Source organism: Pseudomonas sp. Ag1, assembly GCF_000278565.1.
Taxonomy (GTDB): domain Bacteria; phylum Pseudomonadota; class Gammaproteobacteria; order Pseudomonadales; family Pseudomonadaceae; genus Aquipseudomonas.
Genome location: NZ_AKVH01000107.1, coordinates 208,818 through 233,655 on the forward strand (window position 1 = coordinate 208,818; position 24,838 = coordinate 233,655).

The 24,838-nt window shown below is 62.3% G+C and carries 21 protein-coding genes and 1 pseudogene; 10 read left to right on the forward strand and 12 right to left on the reverse strand.

Annotated features, from left to right (window positions below; all coding sequences use genetic code 11):
- The first annotated feature begins 4 nt into the window (after nt 1-4).
- The gene (locus tag A462_RS08665; RefSeq protein ID WP_008437489.1) at nt 5-733 is read left to right on the forward strand and encodes a polyphenol oxidase family protein; all 729 of its coding nucleotides are present in this window, start codon (nt 5-7) and stop codon (nt 731-733) included.
- A 223-nt stretch (nt 734-956) separates the two neighbouring features.
- On the opposite strand, the gene ddlA is transcribed toward A462_RS08665, so the two are convergent.
- A complete protein-coding gene (ddlA, locus tag A462_RS08660) occupies nt 957-2,051 on the reverse strand; it encodes a D-alanine--D-alanine ligase (protein ID WP_008437490.1) in 1,095 nt (364 codons plus the stop codon).
- A gap of 43 nt (nt 2,052-2,094) precedes the next feature.
- Nucleotides 2,095-2,733, reverse strand: coding sequence for a LysE family translocator (locus A462_RS08655; RefSeq protein WP_008437491.1), 639 nt, complete (start codon nt 2,731-2,733; stop codon nt 2,095-2,097).
- 137 nt (nt 2,734-2,870) lie between these two features.
- Between A462_RS08655 and A462_RS08650 the strand changes: the two genes are divergently transcribed.
- A complete protein-coding gene (locus A462_RS08650; RefSeq protein ID WP_003214430.1) occupies nt 2,871-3,671 on the forward strand; it encodes an AraC family transcriptional regulator in 801 nt (266 codons plus the stop codon).
- Between the two features lie 121 nt (nt 3,672-3,792).
- Here the strand turns inward: A462_RS08650 and A462_RS08645 are convergent, their stop codons facing one another.
- The gene (locus A462_RS08645; protein WP_008437492.1) at nt 3,793-5,163 is read right to left on the reverse strand and encodes an MFS transporter; all 1,371 of its coding nucleotides are present in this window, start codon (nt 5,161-5,163) and stop codon (nt 3,793-3,795) included.
- A 121-nt stretch (nt 5,164-5,284) separates the two neighbouring features.
- Between A462_RS08645 and A462_RS08640 the strand changes: the two genes are divergently transcribed.
- On the forward strand, nt 5,285-6,169 hold the full coding sequence (locus A462_RS08640) for a LysR family transcriptional regulator (RefSeq protein WP_008437493.1): 885 nt from the start codon (nt 5,285-5,287) through the stop codon (nt 6,167-6,169).
- Between the two features lie 164 nt (nt 6,170-6,333).
- On the opposite strand, the gene A462_RS08635 is transcribed toward A462_RS08640, so the two are convergent.
- The 4 genes and pseudogenes from A462_RS08635 to A462_RS08625 all read right to left on the reverse strand — a co-directional run bounded on the left by A462_RS08635 (nt 6,334) and on the right by A462_RS08625 (nt 8,719).
- Complete coding sequence (locus A462_RS08635) at nt 6,334-6,909, reverse strand: flavin reductase family protein (protein ID WP_003214424.1); 576 nt, start codon at nt 6,907-6,909, stop codon at nt 6,334-6,336.
- Between the two features lie 54 nt (nt 6,910-6,963).
- Nucleotides 6,964-7,395 carry a methyl-accepting chemotaxis protein gene (locus tag A462_RS35285; RefSeq protein WP_371132413.1) on the reverse strand — a complete coding sequence of 144 codons (432 nt, stop codon included), beginning with the start codon at nt 7,393-7,395 and terminating at the stop codon, nt 6,964-6,966.
- A gap of 108 nt (nt 7,396-7,503) precedes the next feature.
- Nucleotides 7,504-8,337, reverse strand: a pseudogene (locus A462_RS35290) (PAS domain-containing protein); the annotation flags it as partial.
- A 49-nt stretch (nt 8,338-8,386) separates the two neighbouring features.
- Nucleotides 8,387-8,719 (reverse strand): DUF2790 domain-containing protein, encoded by a 333-nt coding sequence (locus A462_RS08625; protein ID WP_008437494.1) that lies wholly within the window; start codon nt 8,717-8,719, stop codon nt 8,387-8,389.
- Nucleotides 8,720-8,957: 238 nt separating this feature from the next.
- Here A462_RS08625 and A462_RS08620 point away from each other — a divergent pair, with 238 nt between their 5' ends.
- The 4 genes from A462_RS08620 to A462_RS08605 all read left to right on the forward strand — a co-directional run bounded on the left by A462_RS08620 (nt 8,958) and on the right by A462_RS08605 (nt 12,926).
- Nucleotides 8,958-10,286, forward strand: a complete 1,329-nt coding sequence (locus A462_RS08620; RefSeq protein WP_008437496.1) for an OprD family porin — start codon at nt 8,958-8,960, stop codon at nt 10,284-10,286.
- A 160-nt stretch (nt 10,287-10,446) separates the two neighbouring features.
- On the forward strand, nt 10,447-10,632 hold the full coding sequence (locus tag A462_RS08615) for a hypothetical protein (protein WP_008437498.1): 186 nt from the start codon (nt 10,447-10,449) through the stop codon (nt 10,630-10,632).
- Nucleotides 10,633-10,851: 219 nt separating this feature from the next.
- On the forward strand, nt 10,852-11,526 hold the full coding sequence (locus tag A462_RS08610) for a heavy metal response regulator transcription factor (protein ID WP_003214417.1): 675 nt from the start codon (nt 10,852-10,854) through the stop codon (nt 11,524-11,526).
- Nucleotides 11,523-12,926, forward strand: coding sequence for a heavy metal sensor histidine kinase (locus A462_RS08605; protein WP_008437501.1), 1,404 nt, complete (start codon nt 11,523-11,525; stop codon nt 12,924-12,926). The genes A462_RS08610 and A462_RS08605 overlap by 4 nt, the downstream gene beginning before the upstream one ends.
- 34 nt (nt 12,927-12,960) lie before the next feature.
- Here A462_RS08605 and A462_RS08600 read toward each other — a convergent pair whose 3' ends face one another.
- Genes A462_RS08600 through A462_RS08590 form a run of 3 tightly spaced genes read right to left on the reverse strand, consistent with a single transcriptional unit; the run spans nt 12,961 to nt 18,495 of the window.
- A complete protein-coding gene (locus A462_RS08600; RefSeq protein ID WP_008437503.1) occupies nt 12,961-16,122 on the reverse strand; it encodes a CusA/CzcA family heavy metal efflux RND transporter in 3,162 nt (1,053 codons plus the stop codon).
- A gap of 18 nt (nt 16,123-16,140) precedes the next feature.
- Nucleotides 16,141-17,253, reverse strand: a complete 1,113-nt coding sequence (locus tag A462_RS08595; RefSeq protein WP_008437504.1) for an efflux RND transporter periplasmic adaptor subunit — start codon at nt 17,251-17,253, stop codon at nt 16,141-16,143.
- Nucleotides 17,254-17,271: 18 nt separating this feature from the next.
- Complete coding sequence (locus A462_RS08590) at nt 17,272-18,495, reverse strand: TolC family protein (RefSeq protein WP_008437505.1); 1,224 nt, start codon at nt 18,493-18,495, stop codon at nt 17,272-17,274.
- Between the two features lie 161 nt (nt 18,496-18,656).
- Here A462_RS08590 and A462_RS08585 point away from each other — a divergent pair, with 161 nt between their 5' ends.
- On the forward strand, nt 18,657-19,331 hold the full coding sequence (locus tag A462_RS08585) for a heavy metal response regulator transcription factor (protein ID WP_008437506.1): 675 nt from the start codon (nt 18,657-18,659) through the stop codon (nt 19,329-19,331).
- 3 nt (nt 19,332-19,334) lie between these two features.
- On the opposite strand, the gene A462_RS08580 is transcribed toward A462_RS08585, so the two are convergent.
- Entirely contained in the window at nt 19,335-20,240 is a 906-nt protein-coding gene (locus tag A462_RS08580; RefSeq protein WP_008437507.1) for a cation diffusion facilitator family transporter, read from the reverse strand.
- 217 nt (nt 20,241-20,457) lie between these two features.
- Here A462_RS08580 and A462_RS08575 point away from each other — a divergent pair, with 217 nt between their 5' ends.
- The gene (locus tag A462_RS08575) at nt 20,458-21,828 is read left to right on the forward strand and encodes a GntT/GntP/DsdX family permease (RefSeq protein WP_008437508.1); all 1,371 of its coding nucleotides are present in this window, start codon (nt 20,458-20,460) and stop codon (nt 21,826-21,828) included.
- A gap of 105 nt (nt 21,829-21,933) precedes the next feature.
- Here A462_RS08575 and A462_RS08570 read toward each other — a convergent pair whose 3' ends face one another.
- Nucleotides 21,934-23,217 (reverse strand): MFS transporter, encoded by a 1,284-nt coding sequence (locus A462_RS08570; RefSeq protein WP_008437510.1) that lies wholly within the window; start codon nt 23,215-23,217, stop codon nt 21,934-21,936.
- A gap of 189 nt (nt 23,218-23,406) precedes the next feature.
- Between A462_RS08570 and A462_RS08565 the strand changes: the two genes are divergently transcribed.
- Nucleotides 23,407-24,825, forward strand: a complete 1,419-nt coding sequence (locus A462_RS08565; RefSeq protein WP_008437512.1) for a short-chain fatty acid transporter — start codon at nt 23,407-23,409, stop codon at nt 24,823-24,825.
- Nucleotides 24,826-24,838 lie beyond the last annotated feature (13 nt).

Consider the following 24,838-nt stretch of genomic DNA (forward strand, 5'->3'; position numbering starts at 1 on the left):
GCGCGTGCACAAGGCAAATAACCTCGGCGCCCTGGCTGGCGTCGACCATGGGTTTTGTACGATTGACGATCCATTGCGGCCCGACGAGGTGTTCATCTGCAAGCAGGTGCACAGCGCCACGACCATTGAATGGCACCCGGAGCTTACGCCCAACACGGTGGAGGCTGACGGGGTTTTCAGCCGGGATGTGCAGCCGATTGCGGTGATTACCGCCGATTGCCTGCCGCTGCTGATGGCTTCGGAGAGCGGGGATCTCGTCGCGGCGATTCACGGCGGCTGGAAGGGGCTGCAAGGCGGGATCATCGCCAATGCCATGCAACGGTTTACCGCCGAGGGAGTGGCGTTGGACCAGTTGCGGATTGCGATCGGGCCGTCGATCAAGCCGTGTTGTTATGAGGTGAGTGGCGAGTTTGTGGCGCAGTTGCAGGCGAGCCAGGGGCATTTGTGGCGGGATGGAAATGCGCCGTGGACGTTTGAGCAGCCGGGGCCGTTGTTGGCACCGGAAATTCAGCCGCCAGAACCCAGGCAGGCGTTGAGTGCGTGGTTTGATTTGGGCCGGTATGCGCTGATCTTGCTGGAGGCGGCAGGGATAAAACCTGAGCAGGTTGAGGTGAGCGAGGTGTGTACGTATTGCACCTCGCCTGCATTTGCGAGTTACCGCCGAAGGACCCATGACAGTACGGAGCGCAAGACGTTGTTGTATTCGTGGATCTCGCGAAAAACGCAACGATAAAGCGGCCGAATACAACCTCCCCGGCAACACCATATTTGTGGCGAGGGAGCTTGCTCCCGCTGGGGTGCGAAGCGCCCCCAGAATGAGCTGATGCGTTTTTTCAGCAAGCGCACCAAACTCAGTTTCAGGGCTGCTGCGCAGCCCAACGGGAGCAAGCTCCCTCGCCACAATGGAGTCGCTCATGAAAAAGTAATCGGCGCTCCCAAGTCTAACGCCGTAAAAATCACCGGCTGATCTTCAACCCCTTACGCCCCGCATGCCGCTCCAGCGCCAGCTCGATCAACCGGCTCACCAGCTCGCTGTAGCTCATGCCAGCCGCCTGCCACAGCTTCGGATACATGCTGATGCGCGTAAAGCCCGGCAACGAGTTGATCTCGTTGATCAGCACCTCACCCTCATCCGTCAGAAACACATCCACCCGCGCCAGCCCGGCACAGCCCAGTGTTTCAAACGCTTCGATAGCCAACGCACGAATGCGCTCGCTGGCTTCAACGCTGATATCCGCCGGCACCACCACCTGGGCTGCCTGGTCATCGATGTATTTGCTGTCGTAGGAGTAGAAACCGTCCCGCACCACGATCTCGCCACAGCCGCTGGCGATGGGATTCTCGTTACCCAACACGGCGCATTCGATTTCCCGGCCTTTTACCGCCGACTCCACCAACACCTTCTCATCAAACCCGAGGGCCAGTTCTACGGCGGCATGATATTCAGCCTCGCTGCCCACCTTGCTCACGCCCACGGATGAACCCTGGTTCGCCGGTTTCACGAACATCGGCACTCCGAGTTTCTGCCGGGCTTGTTCGAAGGTGGTTCGCGCCGCCGTGCGACGGTTGAGGGTAATGAACGGCGTCACGGCAATCCCGGCATCGCGCAGCAGGCGTTTGCTGATGTCCTTGTCCATGCACACGGCCGAGCCCAGCACGTCGGAGCCGACAAACGGCAAGTCGGCCATGCGCAGCAGGCCTTGCAGGCAGCCGTCTTCGCCGAGGGTGCCGTGGACGATCGGGAAGATCACATCGACATGTTCCAACGAGGCCTGGCTGGCGGTTTCCACCAGTTGCTGGCTGGCCTTGCCCGGCACCACGGCCAGTTCACGATTGGATTGATTGAGGGCGATCAGCGCCGGGTTTTCTTCGTTGAGCAGAAAGCCCGAGGTGTCGTTGAGGTGCCAGTGGCCAGCCTTGTCGATGCCGATCAGGATCGGCTCGAAGCGCGAACGGTCCAGTGCATCGACGATGTTGCGCGCCGATTGCAGCGACACTTCGTGCTCGGCCGAACGGCCACCAAAAATAATCCCTACCCGCAGCTTGCTCATGATCGGCCTCACGTTTGAAAGTAAGGCTTCTTACCATGAGCCGTCAGCGATTCGCTACCAGCGTGGCCCCGAACAGCACATAACAACCACCGGCAAACCGGTCCAGCCACTTGCGCGAGCGGGCATAGACGTTGGCCATCCGCTCACTGGAAAACACCAGTGCCACGCAGGAGTACCAACTGAATGACAAGGTCGCCATGGTGATCACGGCCAGGGTCAGCAGCGTCGGCGACGGTGACTGCGGCATGGTGGACGCAAAGATCGTCGCGACGAACAGCGCCGCCTTGGGGTTGGACAGGTTGCCCAGCAAACCCAGGCGCCAGGCGGAGAACAGTGAACGCCGAGGTTCGTCGGGCAACAGGTTCTGGGCCATCGACGGTGCCGAGCGCCGGAACAGTTTCAACCCCAGGTAAATCAGGTAGCAGCCGCCGATGATCTTGAACGCCAGGTACAACATGGGTGCTGCGGTGAACAGCGACTTGATCCCCAAACCGCCTGCCAGACCCCACATCACGGTGCCGGTGGCCACGCCAGCCGACGCCACCACGCCATGGCGGCGTGAACAACTGGCGGCCAGTTGCGCGGTGTTGAAGAAGTTCGGGCCGGGCGTGACGACCGCGACGGTCCAGAGCAGGGCCAGCGAGACCAGAGGAGCCGCGTAGGCCGGATTGAACAATTCCATTTGGGATTCCGCCGAGGGCAGTGCAGGAATAAGGATCATATGCCCGGTACCCGCCCTGCACAATCGTACAAGACCCCGGCAGACAGCGGATTCAGACTGGGTTACCGTATTTCCATCTCTTTGCGCGACAACTCATCATGGCGACCAATATCGACTGGCTGCACCGCGCGCCCCACGCCAGTGGCCTGGAGCGCATCGAGGCGTATTTTGCCGGGTTTGGCTTCGACCCCCATCGCCACGACACCTATGCCATCGGCCGTACCCTGTTCGGTGTGCAGAGCTTTCACTATCGCGGCGGCATGACCCACAGCCTGCCGGGGCGGACCATGGTGATCCATCCCGATGAAGTGCATGACGGCTGGGCCGGCAGCGAGGAAGGTTTCAAATACCGGATGATTTACGTGGAGCCGGCGCTGATCCAGCAGGTGCTCGGCGGCAAGCCGTTACCGTTCATCCCCGGCGGATTGTCCAGCGACCCGTGGCTGTACCGCGCCAGTGAAGTGTTGCTGCAAAGCCTGGATTGCCCGATTGACCCGCTGCAGGAACAGGACGCGATGTTTGACTTGGCCCAGGCGCTGAATAACGCGTCGGGCATCACGGTCAATCGCAAGACCTTCGACTACCGGGCCGCCGAGCGCGCACGGGAATTTATCCACAGTGCCCTGGGACGGCCGATTACCCTCGATGAAATGGCGGAATACGCCAACCGCGACCGCTGGGCGTTGTCGCGGGATTTTCGTTTGTTGTTCGGCACCAGCCCCTATCGCTACCTGACCATGCGCCGCCTGGACCTGGTGCGCAGCCTGCTGGGCCAGGGCCAGTCATTGGTAGATGCGGCACTGACCGCCGGCTTCACCGACCAGAGCCACATGACCCGCCAGTTCCGCAGCACTTTCGGCATGCCGCCGTCGCGCTGGGTGAAGATGCTCGGGCGCTGAAATCCCGCCTTGAAACGCGATCAACCTGTAGGAGCTGGCTTGCCTGCGATGGCGGTGGATCAGTTAATAAATTGTTGGCTGACACTCCGCTATCGCAGGCAAGCCAGCTCCTACAGTTGAACTATGTCGCTGCCGAAATCGTATTCGACGCTGGAGCTCGTTCCTTAAGGGCCAACGCCAGCACCGCCCCCGCCAGGGCAATCGCCGCGCTCCACCACAACGCCAGTTCAATCCCGCCCGCCTGCGCCGCGCCCGTCGACCCACCGGCGTTCGCCAACGACACCAGCAACGCCAGCCCCAACGCACCGCCAATCTGCTGGCTGGTGGACGCCATGCCCGCCGCCACGCCCTGCTCGCCCGGCCGGATGCCCAGCCCGGCGGCCACCCACATCGCCGTCCAGGTCATGCCCTGGCCAATACTCAGGATGAAAATCCCCGGCAGCAACGACCAGAACCCCGCCCCCGTCGGCAACGCCACACATACCAAAGCGATACCCACCGCACCCGCCAACTGGCCGCTGACCAGGGTGTTGCGCAACCCCAGCCGCGCCAATGAACGCTCCGCCAGCCAGATACCCGCGGTGCACACCAGCGTCGCCGGCAAAAACGCCAACCCCGCCTGCAACACGCTGTAGCCGTAGACCTGCTGGTAGTACACCGCCAGAAAGTAGTACTGCACGCCAAAGCTGCTCATGAACACCGCCGTCAACACCATGGCCATGCGCAACTCGCGATAGCCCAACAAGCGAAGCGGCATCAACGGATCACGGCCCCGGTGTTCGATCCACCCAAACAACCCGAGCAGCACCAACGCCAGGGCCATGCAGCCCAGGGTCGACGGTGCCGCCCAACCCCACTCCGGCCCCTGCACCAGGGAGAACACCAGCAAGGTGCCGCCCAGCGTCACGGTCAACGCACCGCTGATATCAAAGTTGCGCCCGCGGGCCCGCTCGCCATCGGCGGGAATCCAGTAGCGCGCCGCCAGGGCACAGGCACCGGCCAATGGCACGTTCACCAGGAACACCGCTTCCCAGCCCCAGGCCTGGGTCAGCACGCCGCCGAGCAACGCGCCCAATGCCAGGCCCGCCGCAGACGCCGCGCTCCACACGGCAAACGCCCGATGACGCGCGGGCCCTTCGGCGTAGTGGGTGTTGATCAGCGCCAGCGTGGCCGGGAACAACAGCGCCCCGCCCACACCCTGCACCGCCCGCGCCAGCACCAGCAGCAAGGCGCTGCCACCGAGCACCGCCGCCAGGGAAGACAGCGCATACAGCGACTGGCCAAGCATGTACAAGCGCCGCTTGCCCAACAGGTCCGCCGCCCGACCGCCCAGCAACAGGAAGCCACCAAACGCCACGCTGTAGGCACTGACCACCCACTGCAATTGCTGGGCAGAAAACCCCAGGTGGCTGCCGATTTGGGGCAGCGCGACAAACACAATGGTCGCGTCGAGGGCGATGATCAGTTGCGCGGTTGCCAGCAGCAACAGCATCCAGCCAGAGGGTCGAGAAGAAGACATCACAGCGTCCTGCCTGAAAATGAGAGGCGCCAGTTTCTTTCATGCCCAACAGATGATAAATACCCCTATCACTCTTTCAGTAATGACTTTAATCATGGATCTGAATGCTGTTCGCCTGCTGGTACGCGTCGCCGAAACCCGCAGTTTCACTCGCGCCGCCGGAGACCTGGGGCTGACCCAATCGGGCTTGTCCCGGGCCATTTCCCGGCTGGAAAACCAGCTGGGTGTGCGCCTGCTGCAACGCAACACCCGCAGCGTCAGCCTCACGCCCGACGGGCAGATGCTGTATGAACGCAGCGCGCCGCTGCTGGCGGAACTGGCCGAAGCCGAGCGGCAAATGCTCGACCGCCGTGCCTCACCGTCCGGTTTGCTGAAGATCAGCACGCCCTCGTTGTTTGGCCGCAAGGTGGTGATGCCGGTAATCGGCGAGCTGACCCTGCAATACCCCGATCTGCGCATTGAAGCGGTAATGACCGACCGCCTGGTGGACATCGTCGACGAAGGCTTTGACGCCTTGCTGCGCACCGGCGACATCCAGGACCAACGCCTGATCGCCCGGGCACTGCCACCGCTGCGCTGGGTCACCGTCGCCTCCCCGGCTTATCTCGCGCGTTTTGGTACGCCGCAAACCGTCGATGAACTCAAGGACCATAATTGCCTGACCGTGCGCAACCTGCGCACCAGCCGGCTGGTGGACTGGCAGTTCATGCTCGATGGCAGGGTGCAGGACGTGAGTGTCGAGGGGCGGTTGATCTTTGATATCGGCGATGCGCTGGTGGACGGCGCGCTGGGCGGATTCGGCATCGCCCAGGTGATGGACTTTGCGGTGCGGGAAGATCTGGCGGCCGGGCGCCTGGTGCCCTTGCTGGAGGAATTTGCCGGGCGCAGTCGGGCGATATCGCTGGTGTATCCGCCATCGCGGCAGTACTCGCCGAAGTTGATGGCGTTTGCCGAGGCACTCAGCAAAGCCCAGTGGTAACACAACCTTTGTGGCGAGGGAGCTTGCTCCCGCTCGGCTGCGCAGCAGTCGTATATCTACCGACCAAGTGTATTGGCAGGAAACAATGGGACCGCTTCGCGCTCCAGCGGGAGCAAGCTCCCTCGCCACAAAACCAGGCTGTACCGGAAGAATTGGCACTGGGCTTAAAGCTGTCGCCCATCAATCGGCTCACCAATCGTCAGGAAATGCCCGCCCGCCACATGGTGCAAGGTACGCAGCGCATCCTGCCCTTCGAAATGCCAGCGACCGTCGCTGAATACGCGCTCATCAGCCTGGGCGGCCACCACTTCGGCGAGGAACAGATCGTAGGTCTGCTGGTTATGCGGTTCCGGCAGCAAGCGGCATTCCAGCCACGCCACGCAGCCTTCAAGCATCGGCGCTTCGGTGTGTTCGCCGCTGAACGTCTGCAAGTCATATGCGGCGAACTTGTCGGTCTCGCTGCCGGTGGTGTTGCCCACGGTCTGCACGATATCGGCCTGGGCCGCACACGGTACGTTGAGCACGAAAGTGCCGGCGCCTTCGAGCAGTTGCCGGGTCCAGGTGGCCTTATCCAGCACGACGGCGACTTTGGGCGGCTCGAAATCCAGCGGCATCGCCCATGCCGCAGCCATAATGTTGCGCTGGCCGTTGTGCGCGGCGCTGACCAGTACGGTCGGGCCGTGGTTGAGCAAGCGGTAGGCCTTGGACAGCGGGACGGGACGGCGATGGTTAGGGCTCATGGACGAAAGGCTCGGAAAAAAAACCTACGATACATCAAGCATGAGCCCGGGTGACTAGCTGCTCAGTTGATTGGCGAATTGCCCTACGGCGCTGACCACCTTCTGGGCGCCGTCCTGGATCTCGACGATCACCGTGCCCGCCTCGGCCGCAAGGGCCAGCCCTTGCTCGGCCTGCAGGCGGCCATCGGTCATCAGCGCCACTGCATCGCGGGCCATGTCCTGGTTCTGGCGCACCACGCCGACGATTTCCTCGGTGGCCTTGCTGGTACGCGACGCCAGTTGCCGAACCTCATCGGCCACCACCGCAAAACCACGGCCTTGCTCACCGGCACGGGCGGCTTCGATGGCGGCGTTGAGCGCCAGCAGGTTGGTCTGCTCGGCGATGCCGCTGATGGTCTTGACGATGCTGCCAATCACCTGGGACTGGGCGTTCAGCGCTTCAATGCCCTCACCCGCCTGCTCCATGTGCTTGGCCAGGTCGCGCATCACCTCCACCGCCTGGGTGACCACGGTGGTGCCGCGCTGGGCGCTGCTGTCGGTGTGCAGCGAGGTGCTGTAGGCGATGTTGGCCGCGTCGGCCACGGCCTGTTCCTGGTTGACCTGGTCGGTGATCACCGTGGCGAACTTGACCACTTTGTACAGCCGCTCGTTGGCGTCGAGCACCGGGTTATACGAAGCCTCCAGCCACACCACCCGCCCGTGGCTGTCCACCCGCTTGAAGCGCCCCGCGACGAATTCACCGGCGTTCAGGCGCTTCCAGAACTGCTGGTACTCGACGCTGCCGGCATCCTGCGGCTCACAGAATATCCGGTGATGTTTGCCCTGGATCTGCGCCAGGCTGTAACCCATGCCGTTGAGGAAACGGTCGTTGGCCGTCAGCACATTACCGTTGAGGTCGAACTCGATCACTGCCGTGGAACGCACCAGCGCGGTGATCAGGTTTTCGTGCTCGCGGGACGCCTCGATAGTGCGGGTCAGGTCGCTGGAGTACATCGAAATATGCTTGATACGCCCGTCACTGCCACGCACCGGTTGCACGATGGAGCGCAGCCACGCCTCATTGCCGTTGCCGCGCATCAGGCGTACGGAACCGGCGAAGTGTTCGCCACGCACCAGGGCGTTCGTGAAGCGCAGTTGAAAGGTGTCGTGCTTGACGTGCGCCGGCACCAGATCCTCGATCAGGCGGCCTTGCAGCTGACTTGCCTGGTAAGCCATCTCTTGAAGGAAGATGGCATTGACAGACTCGATGCGCCCTTCGGGATCCAGGGTCAGGGCCATCATTTCGCTTTCCAGGCTCTCCTTGACCTGCTGCAAACTGGATAATTCTTCGCGAAGAGCAGACAGCTCCTGCTTGAGACGGGTGTTGAACATGGAGGCACCGGTGGGCAAATGAGGGCGGGATCTGACCTGCATCGGCGCTGCCGGCATTTTCTTAAGAGAGCTTTAGCCCATTGCCCAACTATATTTTTTCAGCCCCTCAACTGCCGTTGTTACGGCAGATGCCCATCACTTGGTAGTGGAGCGTGTTGAGCTTGCCGGTGGAGTCTTCGTAGGTCATGCGTGACGGCACCGCGCTGCACGAGCGGATCGGCGGCGTGACATTCACCACCCTGGCAATGTCCAGCTTCATGCCGTAGCGATACACCAGCACCTCGGGCGCAGGCTTGCCCTTTCTGGCGGCGTAGGCGGCCATGGCTTGCTCATTGTTTTGCATCAATTGGGCGAAGGTGCGGTCGCCTCCACCTTCGGCCATCGCGCTGGCGGAAACGATCAGGGCCAATGCAGCGACAGTGGTTTTCAGGGTATTCATGAGGGCGTCCTCGTCTGACTTATTGAATTAAAAGTTCAGAGCAAGAATAACTAACCAAGCCTGTCGCAAAGTTCACCGAAAGATTACTTATCCGTTATGTTTTATTGAAATTCCAAAATTGTAATCTGTGCGCCACCTCGCCGTTATCTCGTGTTTGCAACTATCTGCCCGGGCGCCATCACAACAAGAATGCCCCATCGATAAGAAGCTGATAGCTGCCACTACCGAGGAGCGCTACATGAGCACTAACCGCACACTTTCCCTCTCCATGATTGCCGCCCTGGCGGGGCTCACCCCGCTGTCAGGCATGGCCGTGGAAGAAAAACCCGAAGGATTTATCGAAGGCAGCACCTTGAACGTGCTGGCCCGCAACTTCTACTTCAACCGCGATGACCGCAAGGGCCAGTCGAGCCCCACCGGCAATGGCTATTCCGAAGCCTGGGCCCAGGGTTTTATCGGCAAGTTCGAATCCGGATTCACTCAGGGTCCGGTGGGTTTCGGCCTCGATGCGTTTGCGATGTATGGCCTGAAACTCGACTCCGGCACCGGCCGCAGCGGCGGCAAGGGCTCGTTCGGCGTACTGCCGGTAGACAGCGACAACCACCCCGAGGACGGCTACAGCAAGCTCGGCGGCGCGGTAAAAGTGCGCCTGCTGGATACCGTGATCAAGGCCGGTGACGTGTTCCCGCTGACCCCGGTGGTGGCCTACGGCGACTCGCGGGTGTTGCCGGAAAGCTTCCGTGGCGTCACCGCGCAAAACACCAGCATTGACGGCTTGAGCTTGCAGGCCGGGCACTTGAGCGGCATGAGCCAGCCCACCCAGAGCGGCATGGATAAAGGCTTCGCGACCTTTTATGCGGGCAAGGTGGATTCACCCTGGATCGGCTATGCCGGCGGCGACTACCAGGTGAACAAACACCTCAGCGTCAGCCTGTACACCAGCCGCCTGAAGGATGCCTGGGACCAGTACTACTTCGGCAGCGCCGCCAGCTACCCGCTGAACGATGACGTGTCGCTGTTTGGCGACTTCAACTATTACAAGGCCGTGGACGAGGGCAAGAAACGCCTTGGCGAGTTCGATAACAACATCTGGAGCGCCAGGCTCGGGGTCAAGGTCGGCGCCCACAGCCTGGCCCTGTCGCACCAGCGCAACAACGGCGATGACGACTTTGACTACCTGCGCATGTCGGACTCGATCTTCCTCAACAACTCGATCCAGTACAGCGACTTCAACTCGCCCAGGGAACGCTCGTGGATGCTCGCCTATAACCTCGACATGCAGGCCTTCGGCATTCCTGGCCTGACCTTCATGACCCGCTATGGCAAAGGTACCGGCGCCGACTACAGCAACGCCAACAGCGTGTACATGCGCCGTGACGCGGCCGGCGACCCGCTGACCGATCAACGCCGCTGGGAGCGGGATATCGAGGCGAAGTACGTGGTGCAGGGCGGTAACTTGAAAGACCTGTCGCTGCGTTTGCGCCAGGCGACCGTTCGCTCAAGTGCCTTTGAGTCGGACTTGGAGGAAGTTCGGTTGATTGTCGAATACCCATTGGCAATTCTGTAAATGAACACAACGGCAAATGCTTACATTCATTTGCCGTTGACTAACATCTGTTCACAAATTGAAGCCTGTCAGAACTGTAATATGCGCCTCACCTTCTCGTTAAGTTGCGCTTCATACACTGGTCACAACTAACGGCACACGCCTTATTTGGAGACACGTCATGAAGCCATCCCACCTGTTATTGATCAGTTTTCTCGGCGCCACTTCCACCCTCGCATTCGCCGACGACGGCGCCGACCGTTCCCGGCAGTTCCTCGCCGAGTTCCGCCAGCAACAGCAACAGGTCCACGGTGAACAGTCCGTGGCCGAGACCGCGCCCGCCGACGCACAGAAGCAGTCGATCTGAACGGCGCACACCGAGCACATTCATCTCTGAAGCTTTTGTGTAGCTCCTTTGGAAAGAGATGAATTTTTAACGCCCCGGATGGGGCGTTTTTTTTGCCCGCCCGTTCTGCAACGCAACAACCAGTCACAAACTGGCTGATTGACCCTGTAGCTACTTCAGCCTTCAGGCTTCGGAAAATTCGAATTTCAGTCTCTCTCTATCAGTAAAAGGTAAATCCCCATGCGTATCCTTGTGGTTGAGGACGAGCAAAAAACCGCCGCCTACCTGCAGCAGGGCCTGACCGAAAGCGGTTACGTGGTCGACTGCGCCGCCAGCGGCGTGGACGGCCTGCACCTGGCCGGGCAACACGCTTATGAACTGGTGATTCTCGATGTAAACCTGCCGGCCAAGGACGGCTGGGAAGTGCTTGAGCAACTGCGCCGCGACAGCAACCAACGGGTGATGATGCTCACAGCCCGTGGCCGGCTGACTGACAAGATCAAGGGCCTGGACATGGGCGCCGATGATTACCTGGTCAAACCCTTCGAATTCCCCGAATTGCTGGCCCGGGTGCGCACGCTGTTGCGCCGCAGCGAGCACATACCGGTGCCGGAAGTCTTCCGCGTGTCGGACCTTGAACTGGACCCGCGCCGCCACCGCGCCTATCGCGGCACCCGGCGCATTGACCTGACCACCAAGGAGTTCGCGCTGCTGCATGTGCTGATGCGTCAGTCTGGCGAAGTGCTGACCCGCACGCAGATTATTTCCCTGGTGTGGGACATGAATTTCGACTGCGACACCAACGTGGTGGAGGTCTCCATCAGCCGCCTGCGGGCCAAGGTCGATGACCAGAGTGACGTCAAGCTGATCCATACCATTCGCGGCGTGGGCTATGTGCTGGAGGCCCGCCAATGAAAGCCAGCAGCCTGTCGATGCGCCTCGGGCTGACGGTGAGCCTGATGGGCGCGGGCCTGGTGGTGCTGCTCGCGACACTGGCCTACCTGGCGCTGACCCACGAGCTTGAGAAGCTGGCGCGCAAGGGCTTGGAAAGCAAGATGGAGCAGATCCAGCACAGCCTCGCCCTCGGCCTGGACACCCGCGACATAAAAGCCCGCCCGCATTCGCTGATGGACCTGGTGATGGGGCATGACAATTTCTACCTGACCATCGTCGGCACCGCACCCGATGAAGCGGTGCTGCTGAGCGTCGGTGCCAAGCCACAGGAACCGTTACTGACCGACTTCGCACCACGCCAGACCCTCGGTTACCTGAACTGGGACGACAGCAACGGTAACCAGGTGCTCAGCGCCTCCAGCCTGATGCGCCTGTCCAGCGGCGAACGCGTGCGGGTGCTGCTGTCCCTGGACCGCAGGGACGATCAGGCATTGCTCAGTGCTTACCTGCGTTCCACGGTGATCGCCCTGCCGCTGCTGTTGCTGCTGATCGGCATCGGCGCGTGGTGGGTGGTGCAACGCGGGCTCGCACCGCTGCAACAGTTCAGCCGCGTCGCGGCCAAGGTCACCACACAGGATCTGACCCACCGCCTGGCTGTGGATAACTTGCCCAACGAGTTGGGCGAGTTGGCGCAGGGCATCAACTTCATGCTGCAGCGCCTGGATGGCGGTGTGCAGCAGCTGTCGCAGTTCTCCGATGACCTGGCCCACGAACTGCGCGCGCCACTGACCAACTTGATGGGCAAGGCCCAGGTGACGTTGTCCCGGGAGCGACCGCCCGAGGAGTACAAGGCGGTGCTGGAATCCAGCACCGAAGAAATGGAGCGGTTGGCGCGGATCGTTTCCGACATGCTGTTCCTGGCACAGGTCAGCCACCCGGCGGCGCGGGTTTCGTTTGCACCCGTGTCCCTGGCCGCTGAAGCGCGCCGGGTGATGGAGCTGTTTGCGTTGAGTGCCGAAGACAAGCAACTGAGCCTGAGCCTTCACGGTGATGCCTCGGTGCATGGCGACCGCCTGATGATTCAGCGGGCGATTTCCAACTTGTTGTCCAATGCCATCCGGCATACCCCGCACGCTTCCACGGTGTCGTTGCAGGTGGAAACCCACGGGCAGCAAGTCTCGCTGTCGGTGGGCAACCCGGGTCCGGGGATTGAAGCGCACCACCTGCCGAACCTGTTCGAGCGTTTCTACCGCGTCGACAGCAGCCGCGCCCGCTCCGAAGGGGGGACCGGGCTGGGGCTGGCCATCGTGCGGTCGATCATGACCCTGCATCAAGGCCGGGCAGAAGTCAGCAGCGAGCCCGGAGATTTCACTGTGTTTCGGTTGGTGTTTCCCCTTCATACCAACGCTATCTGCCAATAACCTGTGGTGAGGGAGCTTGCTCCCTCACCACAGGTTATTGGTCAGGCATCGGGCGGTCTTCCTGTTCTTCACGCCGGTGCGCCCAGTGATACAGCGCCGGCAATACCAGCAGGGTCAGCAGCGTCGACGAAATAATCCCGCCAATCACCACCGTCGCCAACGGGCGCTGCACTTCGGCGCCGGTGCCGGTGGCCAGGGCCATGGGGATAAACCCCAGCGACGCCACCAACGCCGTCATCAACACCGGGCGCAAGCGCGTCAGGGCGCCTTCGTTGATGGCCACCGACAATGAGCGCCCCTCTTCCCGCAGGTTGCGAATGAACGCAATCATCACCAACCCGTTCAGCACCGCCACCCCCGACAGCGCGATAAAACCCACGCCCGCCGAGATCGACAACGGAATGTCCCGCAGCCACAGCGCCATGATCCCGCCGGTCAACGCGAAGGGAATCCCGGTGAACACCAGCAGCCCGTCCTTGAGGTTGTTGAACATCATGAACAGCAAGCCGAACACCAGCAGCAATGCCACCGGCACCACGATGCGCAAGCGCTCGGAAGCTTCCTTCAACTGCTCGAACTGGCCGCCCCAGCTGGTCCAGTAGCCCGCAGGAATTTTCACCTGGGTGCCGATGGCCGTCCCGGCTTCCTCGACAAACGAGCCGATATCGCGCCCACGCACGTTGGCGCTGACGATCACCAGGCGCTTGCCGTTTTCGCGGCTGATCTGGTTGGGGCCGAGCACCAGGTCCAGGCTGGCGACTTCCGACAGCGCGATAAAACCCAACTGCCCCGCCGCGTTATTCGCCAGCGCCGGGATCGGAATCAACAGCCGCGACAGGCCTTCGATATCGGTGCGCAGCGCATCAGACAAACGCACGACCATATCAAAACGCCGGTCGCCTTCGTACATCGTCCCGGCCTGGCGCCCACCCACGGCGACGGCAATCGTGTCTTGCACATCGCCCACGTTCAGGCCGAAACGCGCGGCCTTGTCGCGGTCGATATTGATGGTCAGCACCGGCAGGCCGGAGGTCTGTTCCACCTTCACTTCCGAGGCGCCCTTGAGGGTTTGCAAGGTCTCGGCGATTTCCCCGGCGGTCTTGTTGAGCACCGCCATGTCGTCACCAAACACCTTCACCGCCACGTCACTGCGCACGCCGGAAATCAGTTCGTTGAAGCGCAGCTGGATCGGTTGCGACAGTTCATACACGCTGCCCGGCACAATCGCACTGGCGCGCTGGATGTCGGCGATGATTGCCTCGCGGGACTTCTTCGGGTCGGGCCACTGGTCCTTGGGCTTGAGCATCACGTAGCTGTCGGAGATGTTCGGTGGCATCGGGTCGGAGGCGATTTCCGCGGTGCCGGTGCGGGCGAATACCCGCTCGATTTCCGGCACCTCGGCCATCAAGGTCTTTTCCAGCTGCTGCTGCATCTGCACCGACTGCGTCAGGCTGGTGCCCGGCACCCGCAACGCTTGTTGGGCGAAATCACCCTCGCTGAGGCTGGGGATAAATTCGCTGCCCATGCGACTGGCCACCAGGCCCGACGCAACGATGGCCAGCACCGCCAGGCCGAACACCAGCGGCCGGCGCGCCATCACCCAATCCAGCACCGGCGCGTAGACACGGCGTGCGCTGCGCATCACCAGGTTTTCCTCTTCCTTGACCTTGCCGGTGACGAACAGCGCAATGGCCGCCGGCACGAAGGTTACGGACAGAATCATTGCCCCCAACAGCGCGATCACCACGGTGAACGCCATCGGGTGGAACATCTTCCCGGCCACCCCGGTGAGGGCGAAGATCGGCAGGTACACCACCATGATGATCAGTTGCCCGAAGATCAGCGCGCGCCGCGCTTCCTTGGCCGCCGCGAACACTTCATGCAGGCGCTCGCTGCGGGTCAGCAATCGCCCGTGGCGCTGCTGGGCGTGGGCCAGGCGGCGGATGGCGTTTTCGACGATCACCACCGCGCCATCCACGATAATCCCGAAATCCAGCGCGCCGAGGCTCATCAGGTTGGCGCTGACCTTGTTGGTAAACATCCCGGTAAAGGTGAACAACATCGCCAGGGGAATCACCATCGCGGTGATCAGCGCGGCGCGGATATTCCCCAGGAACAGGAACAACACCGCCACCACCAACAGCGCCCCTTCGAAGAGGTTTTTCTTCACGGTGCTGATGGCTTTTTCCACCAGGTTGGTGCGGTCGTAGACGGTGACGGCCACCACACCTTCAGGCAGCGAACGGTTGATCTCTTCGAGTTTTTTCGCGACCGCCTGGGACACCGTGCGGCTGTTTTCGCCGATCAACATGAACACCGTGCCCAGCACCACTTCGCGGCCATTTTCCGTGGCGGCACCGGTACGCAGCTCGCGGCCAATGTCGACCTGGGCGACGTTGCGCACCCGAATCGGCGTACCGTCGGAAGTGGTGATGACGATGTTGGCAATGTCGTCGATGGACGCGACTTGCCCCGGCGCACGGATCAGCAATTGCTCGCCACTGCGCTCGATGTAGCCGGCGCCGACGTTGGCGTTGTTGCGCTCCAGCGCCGTGACCAGGTCGCCCAAGGTCAGGTTGTAGGCCGCCAGGCGCTTGGGGTCCGGGGCGATCTGGTATTCCTTGGCAAAGCCGCCGATGGTGTTGATCTCGGCCACCCCCGGCACGTTGCGCAGTTGCGGCTTGATGATCCAGTCCTGGATCACCCGCAGGTCGGTCGGCGTATAGGCTGAGCCGTCCTCCTTGCGCGCGCCGTCTTTCGCCTCCACGGTCCACAGGAAGATTTCCCCGAGCCCGGTGGAGATCGGCCCCATCATGCTTTCGATGCCATCGGGCAGTTGCTCGCGAGCCACCTGCAAGCGTTCGTTGACCAGCTGGCGGGCGAAGAACAGGTCGGTGCCGTCCTTGAAAATCACCGTGACCTGGGACAAGCCCGAGCGCGACAGCGAGCGGGTCTGCTGCAAGCCCGGCAGCCCGGCCATGGCGGTCTCGATGGGAAAGGTGATGCGCTGCTCGGTTTCCAGCGGCGAAAAACCCGCCGCCGCCGAGTTGATCTGCACCTGGACGTTGGTGATATCCGGCACGGCGTCGATGGGCAATTTCTGATAGCTGGCGATACCGACACCGGCCATCAACAGCACCGCCAGCAGCACGATGATGCGCTGCTCGATGGCGAATTGGATAAGGCGCTCAAACATGGGAAATCACTCGCAGGATCAATGGGCGTGCTCGGCCGAGGCCTTGCCCAACTCGGACTTGAGGATGAAGCTGCCGACGGTGGCCACCTGCGCGCCGGCGTCGAGGCCCTGGCGCACTTCGACGAAACCGTTTTCGCTGACGCCCAGTTCGATATGCCGGGTCATGAAGCCGTCGCTGGTGCGCACGAACACCGAGGGTTTGTCCTCGACGGTCTGGATCGCCTCCTGGGGGACGGTGACCTTGGCCGGGTAGGTGTCGGTGGCGACCTGCACGGAAACGAACAGCCCTGGACGCCACGAAGCGTCGGGGTTCGGCACCGTGACGCGTACGGTGGCGGTGCGGGTCTGCTCCCCCAGCAAGTTGCCGACATAGGCCACGGTGCCAAGTACTTCGGTGCCCATTTCCGAGGACGTGACCTTCACCGGTTTGCCGACCCGGACCTTGTTCAAATCCTTGGGGAACACGCCGAAGGTGACCCACACCTGGGACAGGTCCGACAGGGTGAATGCGTTGCTGGTCTCGCTCACCACCTCGCCGACACCCAGGTGTTTTTCCACCACCACGCCGTCGAACGGCGCCCGCAGTTCGTAGCGATTGCCGCCGACCAATACAGCGCTGCCGCTCAGGGCGTTCATCTTTTGCCGGGCATTGTTCAGGGCGATTTCGGCCTCTTGCAGCGCCTGGCGCGCCAGCAGGTAATCCTGTTCGGCGGAGATCCTGTCCTGCCACAACTGGCGCTCGCGCTGGAAGGTGGTGCGGGCCAGTACCACCCGGCGCTCAATGGCCGCCAGTTCACTGCGCTGATCGGAAATCTGCTGGCTGGCGATCACCGCGAGCAGCTCGCCCTTCTTCACCGATTGGCCGAGGTTGACCTTCACCGACTCCACCACGCCGGCAGCACGCGGGACGATGTGGGAGGTGCGGTCTTCGTCGAAACGCACCTCGCCCGGCAGCGAAAGCACAGTGCTGATCTGCCGGGATTGCGCCGGGGCCAGTTGAATACCGGCGGCCTGGACCTGCTGTTCGGTCAGCTCGATCTTGCCTTCTTCTTCCGCCTCTGCCGCACCGCTGATGGCCGGCCACGCCAGCATCAGCGCAACGGCCAGCGCCATCCTGTGTTTGTTGTTCATGGAACGCTCCTGAAAAAATCAAAACCGGGCGAGGTCGCCGTAAATCCGTTCGATGCGCACCCAGGCTTCGGTGGCCTGGGCTGTCGCCGCGAGGTATTGGGTGCGGGCCGCAATCAAGGTGCGCTGGGCGTCGAGTACGTCGAGGAAGTTGAACTTGCCCATCTCGAAACCGCGGGTGGCGCTGTCCACCGCGCTTTGGGCGGCGGGCAGGATCTGTTGGTTGAACGAGCGCACTTCGGTATTCGCGGTTTGCCAAAGGTCCAGGGCCTGGCGGGTTTCGGTGCGCAGGCGCAGTTCGGCAGCGTTGCGCAGGTCGCGGGCCTGGTCGGCGCGGCGACTCGCGGCCAGCACGTTGCCCTGGTTGCGGTTGAACAGCGGGATTGGCATCGAAACGCCCACCACGTTGACCCGCTCGCGCACGCTGGCGTCGTATTGGCTGCCGATGGACACGTCGAGGTCGGGAATGCGCTGGGCTTTTTCCAGGCCCAGGGCCGCTTCGCCCTGGACGATTTGCAGCTCGGCCAGGCGCAGTTCGGCGGTCTGTTCCAGGCGCCCCAGCAACTGCGTGGGCGACGGTAATGCCGGGGCGGCCTGGGCTTGGGTGGCGACGGCCTGGAAATCGGTGCTGGCCGCGCCAGTACTGGCCGCGAGGCGCCGGTAGGCATCGCTCAGGCCCATCTGCGCGCGGTTGAATTCCAGGCGGATTTCCGAGAGTTGCACCTGGGCGCGGGTGGCTTCCACCGGGGACGTTTTGCCGGCGGTGACGCGACCATTGGCCACCACCAGGCCGCGCTCGGCCAATGCCAATGAGCGCTGGGCCAGGTCGAGGCGTTCCTGGGCGCGAAGTGCGCCGTAGTAACCGTCGATGACCTCCGCTCGCAGACCGTTGCGGCGCTGTTCCAGGGTGAGTGCGGCCGCCTCCTGGGCACGGGTGGCGACATCAATCCGGGCGCCGCGCTTGCCACCCAGCTCCAGGGTTTGGCTCAGTTTTACGGTGGTGGTGCGCGAGTTGCGGCGGGTGTCTTCGGCGTCCCAGGAGGCCACCGGATTCGGGATCAAACCGGCCTGCTGGCGACCGCCTTGGGCGATGTCGATTTCCCACTGCGCAGCGGCCATGTCGGGGTTGTTGGCGAAGGCGGCTTGCAGGGCCGATTCGAGGGTCAGGGTTTGCGCGTTTGCGCCCTGGACCGTCATCAGCAACAGCACCGAAGCGCCGATAAACGTGCGGACAAAAGTTGGCATAACAAGAGTTCCATGCCCATGAATTAACAGGTGGGCAATGTAACTTTCGGTACTTATCAGAGGAGTGGCCAGAACATTACAAATCCGTTAGCAACGGCTCTGGCGCGGGCTTTTGCTTTAAGCTCCGGGCAACTTTTCCACTGCCCAGCGGGATCCTCGACATGCGTATTCTGGTTATCGAAGACGAACCTAAAACCGCCGATTATCTACATCAGGGATTGAGCGAAAGTGGCTATATCGTCGACTGTGCCGCCACCGGCGCCGACGGCCTGCATTTGTCTCGCCAGCACGCCTACGACCTGGTGATGCTCGACGTGAATTTGCCGTTGATGGATGGCTGGGACGTGCTGCAACGCATCCGCCAGAACAGCAGCACCCGCATCATGATGCTGACCGCCCAGGGCCGCCTCGCCGACCGGATCAAGGGCCTGGACCTGGGCGCCGATGATTACCTGGTCAAGCCGTTTGAGTTCCCCGAATTACTCGCGCGGGTGCGCACCTTGATGCGCCGCAGCGTGCATTCGCCGGTGCCGGATGTGTTGCGGGTGGCCGACCTGGAATTGGATCAGGGCCGCCACCGGGCGTTTCGCGGTTTGCAGCGCATCGACCTGACCACCAAGGAGTTCGCCCTGCTGCACCTGCTGATGCGCCAGAGCGGCGTGGTGCTGTCGCGCACGCAAATTATCTCGTTCGTGTGGGACATGAACTTTGATTGCGACACCAATGTGGTGGAAGTGTCGATCCGCCGCCTGCGGGCGAAGATCGATGACCCGTTCGAGCGCAAGTTGATCCATACCTTGCGCGGCGTGGGTTATGTGCTGGAAGACCGTGAGTGACGGTCAGGCGTGCACCTCGTCGTGCTCGTCATGCTGAAAACCTTCGCCCTCGATCTGGATCGTGGCGTGGGAAATATCGAATTGTTCATGCAGTAACTCCGTCACCTGGCTGAGGATCTGTTGCTCGCTGCCTTGCGCCGAATCCGCCACCAGATGAGTACTCAGCACATTTTTGCCGCTGGTGAGGGCCCAGATATGCAGGTCGTGCACGTCCTTGACCCCGGGAACGCCGCGAATCGCCTGCTCCACCTTGTCGATATCGATGCCATCCGGCACACCTTGCAGCAGCACGTTCATGCTTTCCTTGAGCAGCGTCCAAGTGCGGGGCAACACCCAGAAGCCAATCGCTGCCGCCACCACCGAATCCACCCAGCCCCAGCCGGTGTACATGATCACCAGCGCCGCGATGATCACGCCGATGGAGCCGAGCATGTCGCTCCAGACCTCCAGGTAAGCGCCCTTCACATTCAGGCTTTCGCCGCTGGCCGCACTCAGCAATCGCATGGAAATCAGATTGACCACCAGCCCCAGCACCGCGATCACCAGCATGCCGGTGGACTGGATCTCGGCGGGCGCCTGCAAGCGTTGATACGCCTCATACAGGATGTAGAACGCCACGCCGAACAGCAGCAGCGCATTAAACGCTGCCGCCAGGATCTCGAAACGCGCATAGCCGAAGGTGCGCTTGCGGTCGGCGGCGCGCTTGGCGACCTGGATCGCCACCAGGGAAATCCCTAGCGCCAGGGCGTCGGTCATCATGTGCGCGGCATCGGACAACAGCGCCAGGCTGCCGGTGATAAAGGCGCCGATCACCTCGGCGATCATAAAGCTGCCGGTCAGTGCCAATGCGATCCATAACAGCCGTTCGTGGCCGGCGCGTACCTGGGCGTGGCTGTGTCCTGCGCTCATGAAATATCCTCGTGGGTGGTCGTCCGGTTGATCATAGAGCTATAGGCCAAAACCACCGGCACGAGTTGCAAAATTGTCATCTCGCCGTCAGCTGAGCGTTAAGCCATACGCACCAAAATTGAACATGAACGCTCTGGAACCGTTGTATCAGGTATGCTTTTCGAGCAGGAAACAAAAAGAAACATATTAGCCAACCTGTTCGATAAGGAGTCCCGTTTTGGAGTTATCGACTGCCGCGTGGATGGTTCACGACACCCGCCTCATGTTCTGCGTATTACTGGCCATCGCCAGCATCATTGTGTTGATCAGCGCGACCAAGCTGCCGCCCTTCCTGTCGATCCTGATCGGTACGTTTATCGCCGGTGTCGGCGCGGGCTTGCCGCCGGAAGAAGTGGCCAAGGCCTTCAGCAAAGGCGCCGGGGCGATCCTCGGTGAAGCCGGGATCATCATTGCCCTGGGCTCGATGCTCGGCGCGTTGATGGCCGAATCCGGCGCTGCCGACCGTATCGCCACCACCCTGCTGGGGTTGGGCAAGGGCAAGTCATTGCCGTGGGTGATGGCGCTGGTGGCGATGGTGATTGGCCTGCCGCTGTTCTTCGAAGTGGGCCTGGTGATGATGGTGCCGATCATCTTCGTGATGGCCAAGCGTTCGAACCAGCCGCTGCTGAAAATCGCAATTCCGGCGCTGGCGGGGATGACCACCCTGCACGCCTTGATGCCACCGCATCCGGGGCCGCTGATTGCGGTCAGCGCGTTGCACGCCGACCTGGGCCTGACCATGTTGCTGGGCTTCTGCCTGGCGGTACCGGCCGTGATTCTGGCCGGCCCGTTGTACGGCAACTGGCTGTCCAAGCGCATGCACGTGGATGAGCCGGCCGACATTGGCGCGCTGTTCAGTGCTCCGCCCAAGGCGCCGCGCCAGCCGAGTTTTGGTGTGTCGCTGCTGATCATCCTGTTGCCGGTGATCCTGATGCTCGGCAGCACCCTGGCCAAGGTTGCCATGTCGCCGGAAAGCCCGGTGGCACTGACCTTGAAGTTCCTCGGTGAGCCGTTGATCGCGCTGGGCCTGGCGGTGATTGCCGCGGTGATCTGCCTGGGCTGGGCCAGCGGCATGCCGCGGGCCGATGTCGGCAACACCCTGCGCAAGGCGCTGGCGCCGATCGCGGTGCTGTTGCTGACCATCGGCGCCGGTGGCGGGTTGAAGCAAACCCTGCTGGATGCCGGCGTGAGCCAGACCATCAGCAAGGTGGCCGAAGGCGCGCACATGCCGTACCTGTTGCTGGCCTGGTTGATTGCGGTGGCGCTGCGTCAGGCCACGGGGTCGGCGACCGTCGCCACCACGACAACGGCGGGCATCCTGGCGCCGATGATGGCGGGGTTGGCGGCGACGCAAAGCTCACTGGTCGCCCTGGCGATTGGTGCCGGCTCGGTGTTCTTCTGCCACGTCAACGATGCCGGCTTCTGGATGGTGCGCGAATACTTCGGCTTGCAACTGAAGCAGACGATCTGGGTGTGGTCGGTGTTGCAGACCATTGTGTCGGTGGTGGGCCTGGTGGGCACGCTGCTGATGTGGCACTTCCTGACGTAATGATCGTTCCCACGCTCCGCGTGGGAATGCATCCGTGACGCTCCGCGTCACACGAGCGGACGCGGAGCGTCCAGTGAGGCGTTCCCACGCAGAGCGTGGGAACGATCAGGTGGGTAGGCGCTTGCCAAAATGCGCCGCACTCACTGCGCCCACCGCGCCCACCACCACGCAATACCCCACGCAGATCCACGGGCTGGTCGGCATCAACGCGATCAACATCAGCGGCGTGGTACTCGCCCACAGCGCATAGGCAATGTTGTAGGTGAAGGAAATCCCCGACACCCGCACCTGCGCCGGGAACAGGTTGACCATCACCGACGGCACCGCGCCCACCACCCCGCAACTCAAGCCGGCAATTGCATACGCTGCGCCCAGCCACACGCCACCGGCAATCAGGCTCGCATAGAGCACGGCAATCCCCACCGGCAGCAGCAGGCTATAGACCAACACCGCACGCCAGGCGCCGATGCGGTCCACCAGCAGCCCGGCCAACACGCAACCGATATTCAGGAACACGATGCCCAACGCGCTCAGGGCGAAGGTGTGGCTGGGGCTCATGCCGAAGGTTTTCTGCATCATGGTCGGGGTGATCACCACCAGTACGACGACGGCCGAGGTGAGCACGCAGGTGAGGATCATCGCCGGCAGCAGCGCGCTGCGATGTTCCCGCAGGACGGTACGCAGCGGCAGTTCGGCGCCGGCCTGGCGACGGGCCTGCATTTGCAGGAACACCGGGGTTTCGCTGAGCCAGCGCCGCAGCCAGACACCGATCACGCCGAACACGCCGCCGAGCAGGAACGGGAAGCGCCAGGCGTAGTCGAGGATTTCGGCCGGGGTGAAGACTTGCGCCAGCAGTGTCGCGGTCAGCGCGCCGAGCAGGTAGCCGAAGGTCAGCCCGGCCTGGAGGAAGCCCAGGGCATAACCACGATGGTTGTCCGGAGCGTGTTCGGCGACAAACACCCAGGCGCTGGGCACTTCCCCGCCCACTGCCGCACCCTGGAGGATGCGCAGCGCCAGCAGGATCAACGGTGCGAAATAACCGATGTGTGCGTAGGTGGGCATGATGCCGATCAGCAGGCACGGCAGCGCCATCATCAGGATGCTCAGGCTGAACACTCGTTTGCGCCCCAGGTGATCGGCGAAGTGTGCCATCAGGATTCCGCCCAGCGGGCGCGCGAGGTAGCCGGTGACAAAGATGCCGAAGCTTTGCAGCAGGCGCAGCCACTCGGGCATTTCCGGCGGGAAGAACAGCTGGCTGAGGGTCAGCGCGAAAAATACGAAGATGATGAAGTCGTAGATTTCCAGGGCCCCGCCCAGGGCAGCCAGGCCCAGGGTTTTGTAGTCGGAGCGGGAGAAACGCTGCGCCTGTGGATAAGAGGTGGCAGTCATGGAAAAGCTCGGCAGACAAACAAAATGGCCTGCAGGTTATGAGCTGGGCCCGGTGATGGCAATCACGCTGGATATATTTGCTTTACTCATTGATCAATGAAGATAACTACATTCCCAAATGAATAGCCGTAGAGGAACATGCAGCAAAACTGCCGCCCCCCATAATAAATACAAATAGAGGTACTGAACGTGGCCGATGCTATCGAAGACAGCCGCTACGCCCGATTCGCCCTGCGTTGTTCAAACTTCGCCGAGCGCTGGTTTCCGGACTCCTGGGTGTTTGCCGCCCTCGCCGTGATCATTGTCGCCGTGGCGACCCTGGGCATGGGCGCCGCGCCGACCGAGGCCGCCAAGGCGTTTGGTGACGGTTTCTGGAGTTTGATCCCGTTCACCATGCAAATGGCCTTTGTGGTGATTGGCGGTTACGTGGTCGCCAGCTCCCCGCCCGCCGTAAAGTTGATCGACCGCCTGGCGCGCATCCCGAAGAACGGCCGTTCTGCCGTGGCCTGGGTGGCGCTGATTTCGATGGTCGCCTCGTTGCTCAACTGGGGCCTGTCCCTGGTGTTCGGTGGTTTGCTGGTGCGTGCGCTGGCCCGGCGTACGGATTTGCGCATGGATTACCGCGCGGCCGGTGCTGCGGCCTACCTCGGCCTGGGTGCCGTTTGGGCGCTGGGGCTGTCGTCGTCGGCGGCGCAGTTGCAGGCCAACCCGGCCAGTTTGCCGCCGTCGATCCTGTCGATCACCGGGATGATCCCGTTCACCGACACCATCTTTCTGTGGCAGTCCGGCGTGCTGTTGCTGGCGCTGATCGTGGTGTCGCTGATCATCGCCTACGCCACCGCGCCCGGGCCGAACTCCGCCCGTGACGCCAAGGCTTGCGGTATCGACCCGGCCTTCAACATGCCCAAGCCGCAACCGCCGACCCGTCCGGGCGAGTGGCTGGAGCACAGCCCGTTGCTGACCATCCTGCTGGCGTTGCTGGCCGCCGGTTGGTTGTTCCATGAATTCTCGACCAAGCCGGCGATCAGCGCGATCTCGGGGCTGAACACCTATAACTTCCTGTTCCTGATGGTCGGTGCCCTACTGCACTGGCGTCCGCGCAGTTTTCTCGATGCGGTGGCCCGTGCGGTACCCACCACCACCGGGGTGCTGATCCAGTTCCCGCTATATGGCTCGATTGCCGCGCTGATGACCGTGGTGAAAGGCAGTGACGGCGCGACCCTGGCGCACCATATCTCGACCTTCTTCACCTCGATTGCGTCCCACGACACCTACGCGCTGTTGATGGGCGTGTACTCGGCGGTGCTGGGCTTCTTTATTCCTTCGGGCGGCGGCAAGTGGATCATCGAGGCGCCGTACGTGATGCAGGTCGCCAACGACCTGGAATATCACCTCGGCTGGGCGGTGCAGATCTACAACGCCGCCGAAGCGCTGCCTAACCTGATCAACCCGTTCTATATGCTGCCGCTGCTGGGCGTGCTGGGGTTGAAGGCGCGGGACTTGATCGGCTTTTCGTTTGTGCAGTTGCTGGTGCATACGCCGCTGGTGTTGTTCCTGCTGTGGGCGTTGGGCACGACGCTTAAATATTTGCCGCCGGTGATGCCTTAATTATCTGAAGCTG

What these genes read in the sequence shown, in the direction of transcription:
- ddlA (WP_008437490.1), bottom strand. Translation starts at nt 2,051, where the DNA reads ATGAGCAAGCTGCGGGTAGGGATTATTTTTGGTGGCCGTTCGGCCGAG.
- A462_RS08655 (WP_008437491.1), bottom strand. Translation starts at nt 2,733, where the DNA reads ATGGAATTGTTCAATCCGGCCTACGCGGCTCCTCTGGTCTCGCTGGCC.
- A462_RS08650 (WP_003214430.1), top strand. Translation starts at nt 2,871, where the DNA reads ATGGCGACCAATATCGACTGGCTGCACCGCGCGCCCCACGCCAGTGGC.
- A462_RS08645 (WP_008437492.1), bottom strand. Translation starts at nt 5,163, where the DNA reads ATGCTGTTGCTGCTGGCAACCGCGCAACTGATCATCGCCCTCGACGCG.
- A462_RS08640 (WP_008437493.1), top strand. Translation starts at nt 5,285, where the DNA reads ATGGATCTGAATGCTGTTCGCCTGCTGGTACGCGTCGCCGAAACCCGC.
- A462_RS08635 (WP_003214424.1), bottom strand. Translation starts at nt 6,909, where the DNA reads ATGAGCCCTAACCATCGCCGTCCCGTCCCGCTGTCCAAGGCCTACCGC.
- A462_RS35285 (WP_371132413.1), bottom strand. Translation starts at nt 7,395, where the DNA reads ATGCGCGACCTGGCCAAGCACATGGAGCAGGCGGGTGAGGGCATTGAA.
- A462_RS08625 (WP_008437494.1), bottom strand. Translation starts at nt 8,719, where the DNA reads ATGAATACCCTGAAAACCACTGTCGCTGCATTGGCCCTGATCGTTTCC.
- A462_RS08620 (WP_008437496.1), top strand. Translation starts at nt 8,958, where the DNA reads ATGAGCACTAACCGCACACTTTCCCTCTCCATGATTGCCGCCCTGGCG.
- A462_RS08615 (WP_008437498.1), top strand. Translation starts at nt 10,447, where the DNA reads ATGAAGCCATCCCACCTGTTATTGATCAGTTTTCTCGGCGCCACTTCC.
- A462_RS08610 (WP_003214417.1), top strand. Translation starts at nt 10,852, where the DNA reads ATGCGTATCCTTGTGGTTGAGGACGAGCAAAAAACCGCCGCCTACCTG.
- A462_RS08605 (WP_008437501.1), top strand. Translation starts at nt 11,523, where the DNA reads ATGAAAGCCAGCAGCCTGTCGATGCGCCTCGGGCTGACGGTGAGCCTG.
- A462_RS08600 (WP_008437503.1), bottom strand. Translation starts at nt 16,122, where the DNA reads ATGTTTGAGCGCCTTATCCAATTCGCCATCGAGCAGCGCATCATCGTG.
- A462_RS08595 (WP_008437504.1), bottom strand. Translation starts at nt 17,253, where the DNA reads ATGAACAACAAACACAGGATGGCGCTGGCCGTTGCGCTGATGCTGGCG.
- A462_RS08590 (WP_008437505.1), bottom strand. Translation starts at nt 18,495, where the DNA reads ATGCCAACTTTTGTCCGCACGTTTATCGGCGCTTCGGTGCTGTTGCTG.
- A462_RS08585 (WP_008437506.1), top strand. Translation starts at nt 18,657, where the DNA reads ATGCGTATTCTGGTTATCGAAGACGAACCTAAAACCGCCGATTATCTA.
- A462_RS08580 (WP_008437507.1), bottom strand. Translation starts at nt 20,240, where the DNA reads ATGAGCGCAGGACACAGCCACGCCCAGGTACGCGCCGGCCACGAACGG.
- A462_RS08570 (WP_008437510.1), bottom strand. Translation starts at nt 23,217, where the DNA reads ATGACTGCCACCTCTTATCCACAGGCGCAGCGTTTCTCCCGCTCCGAC.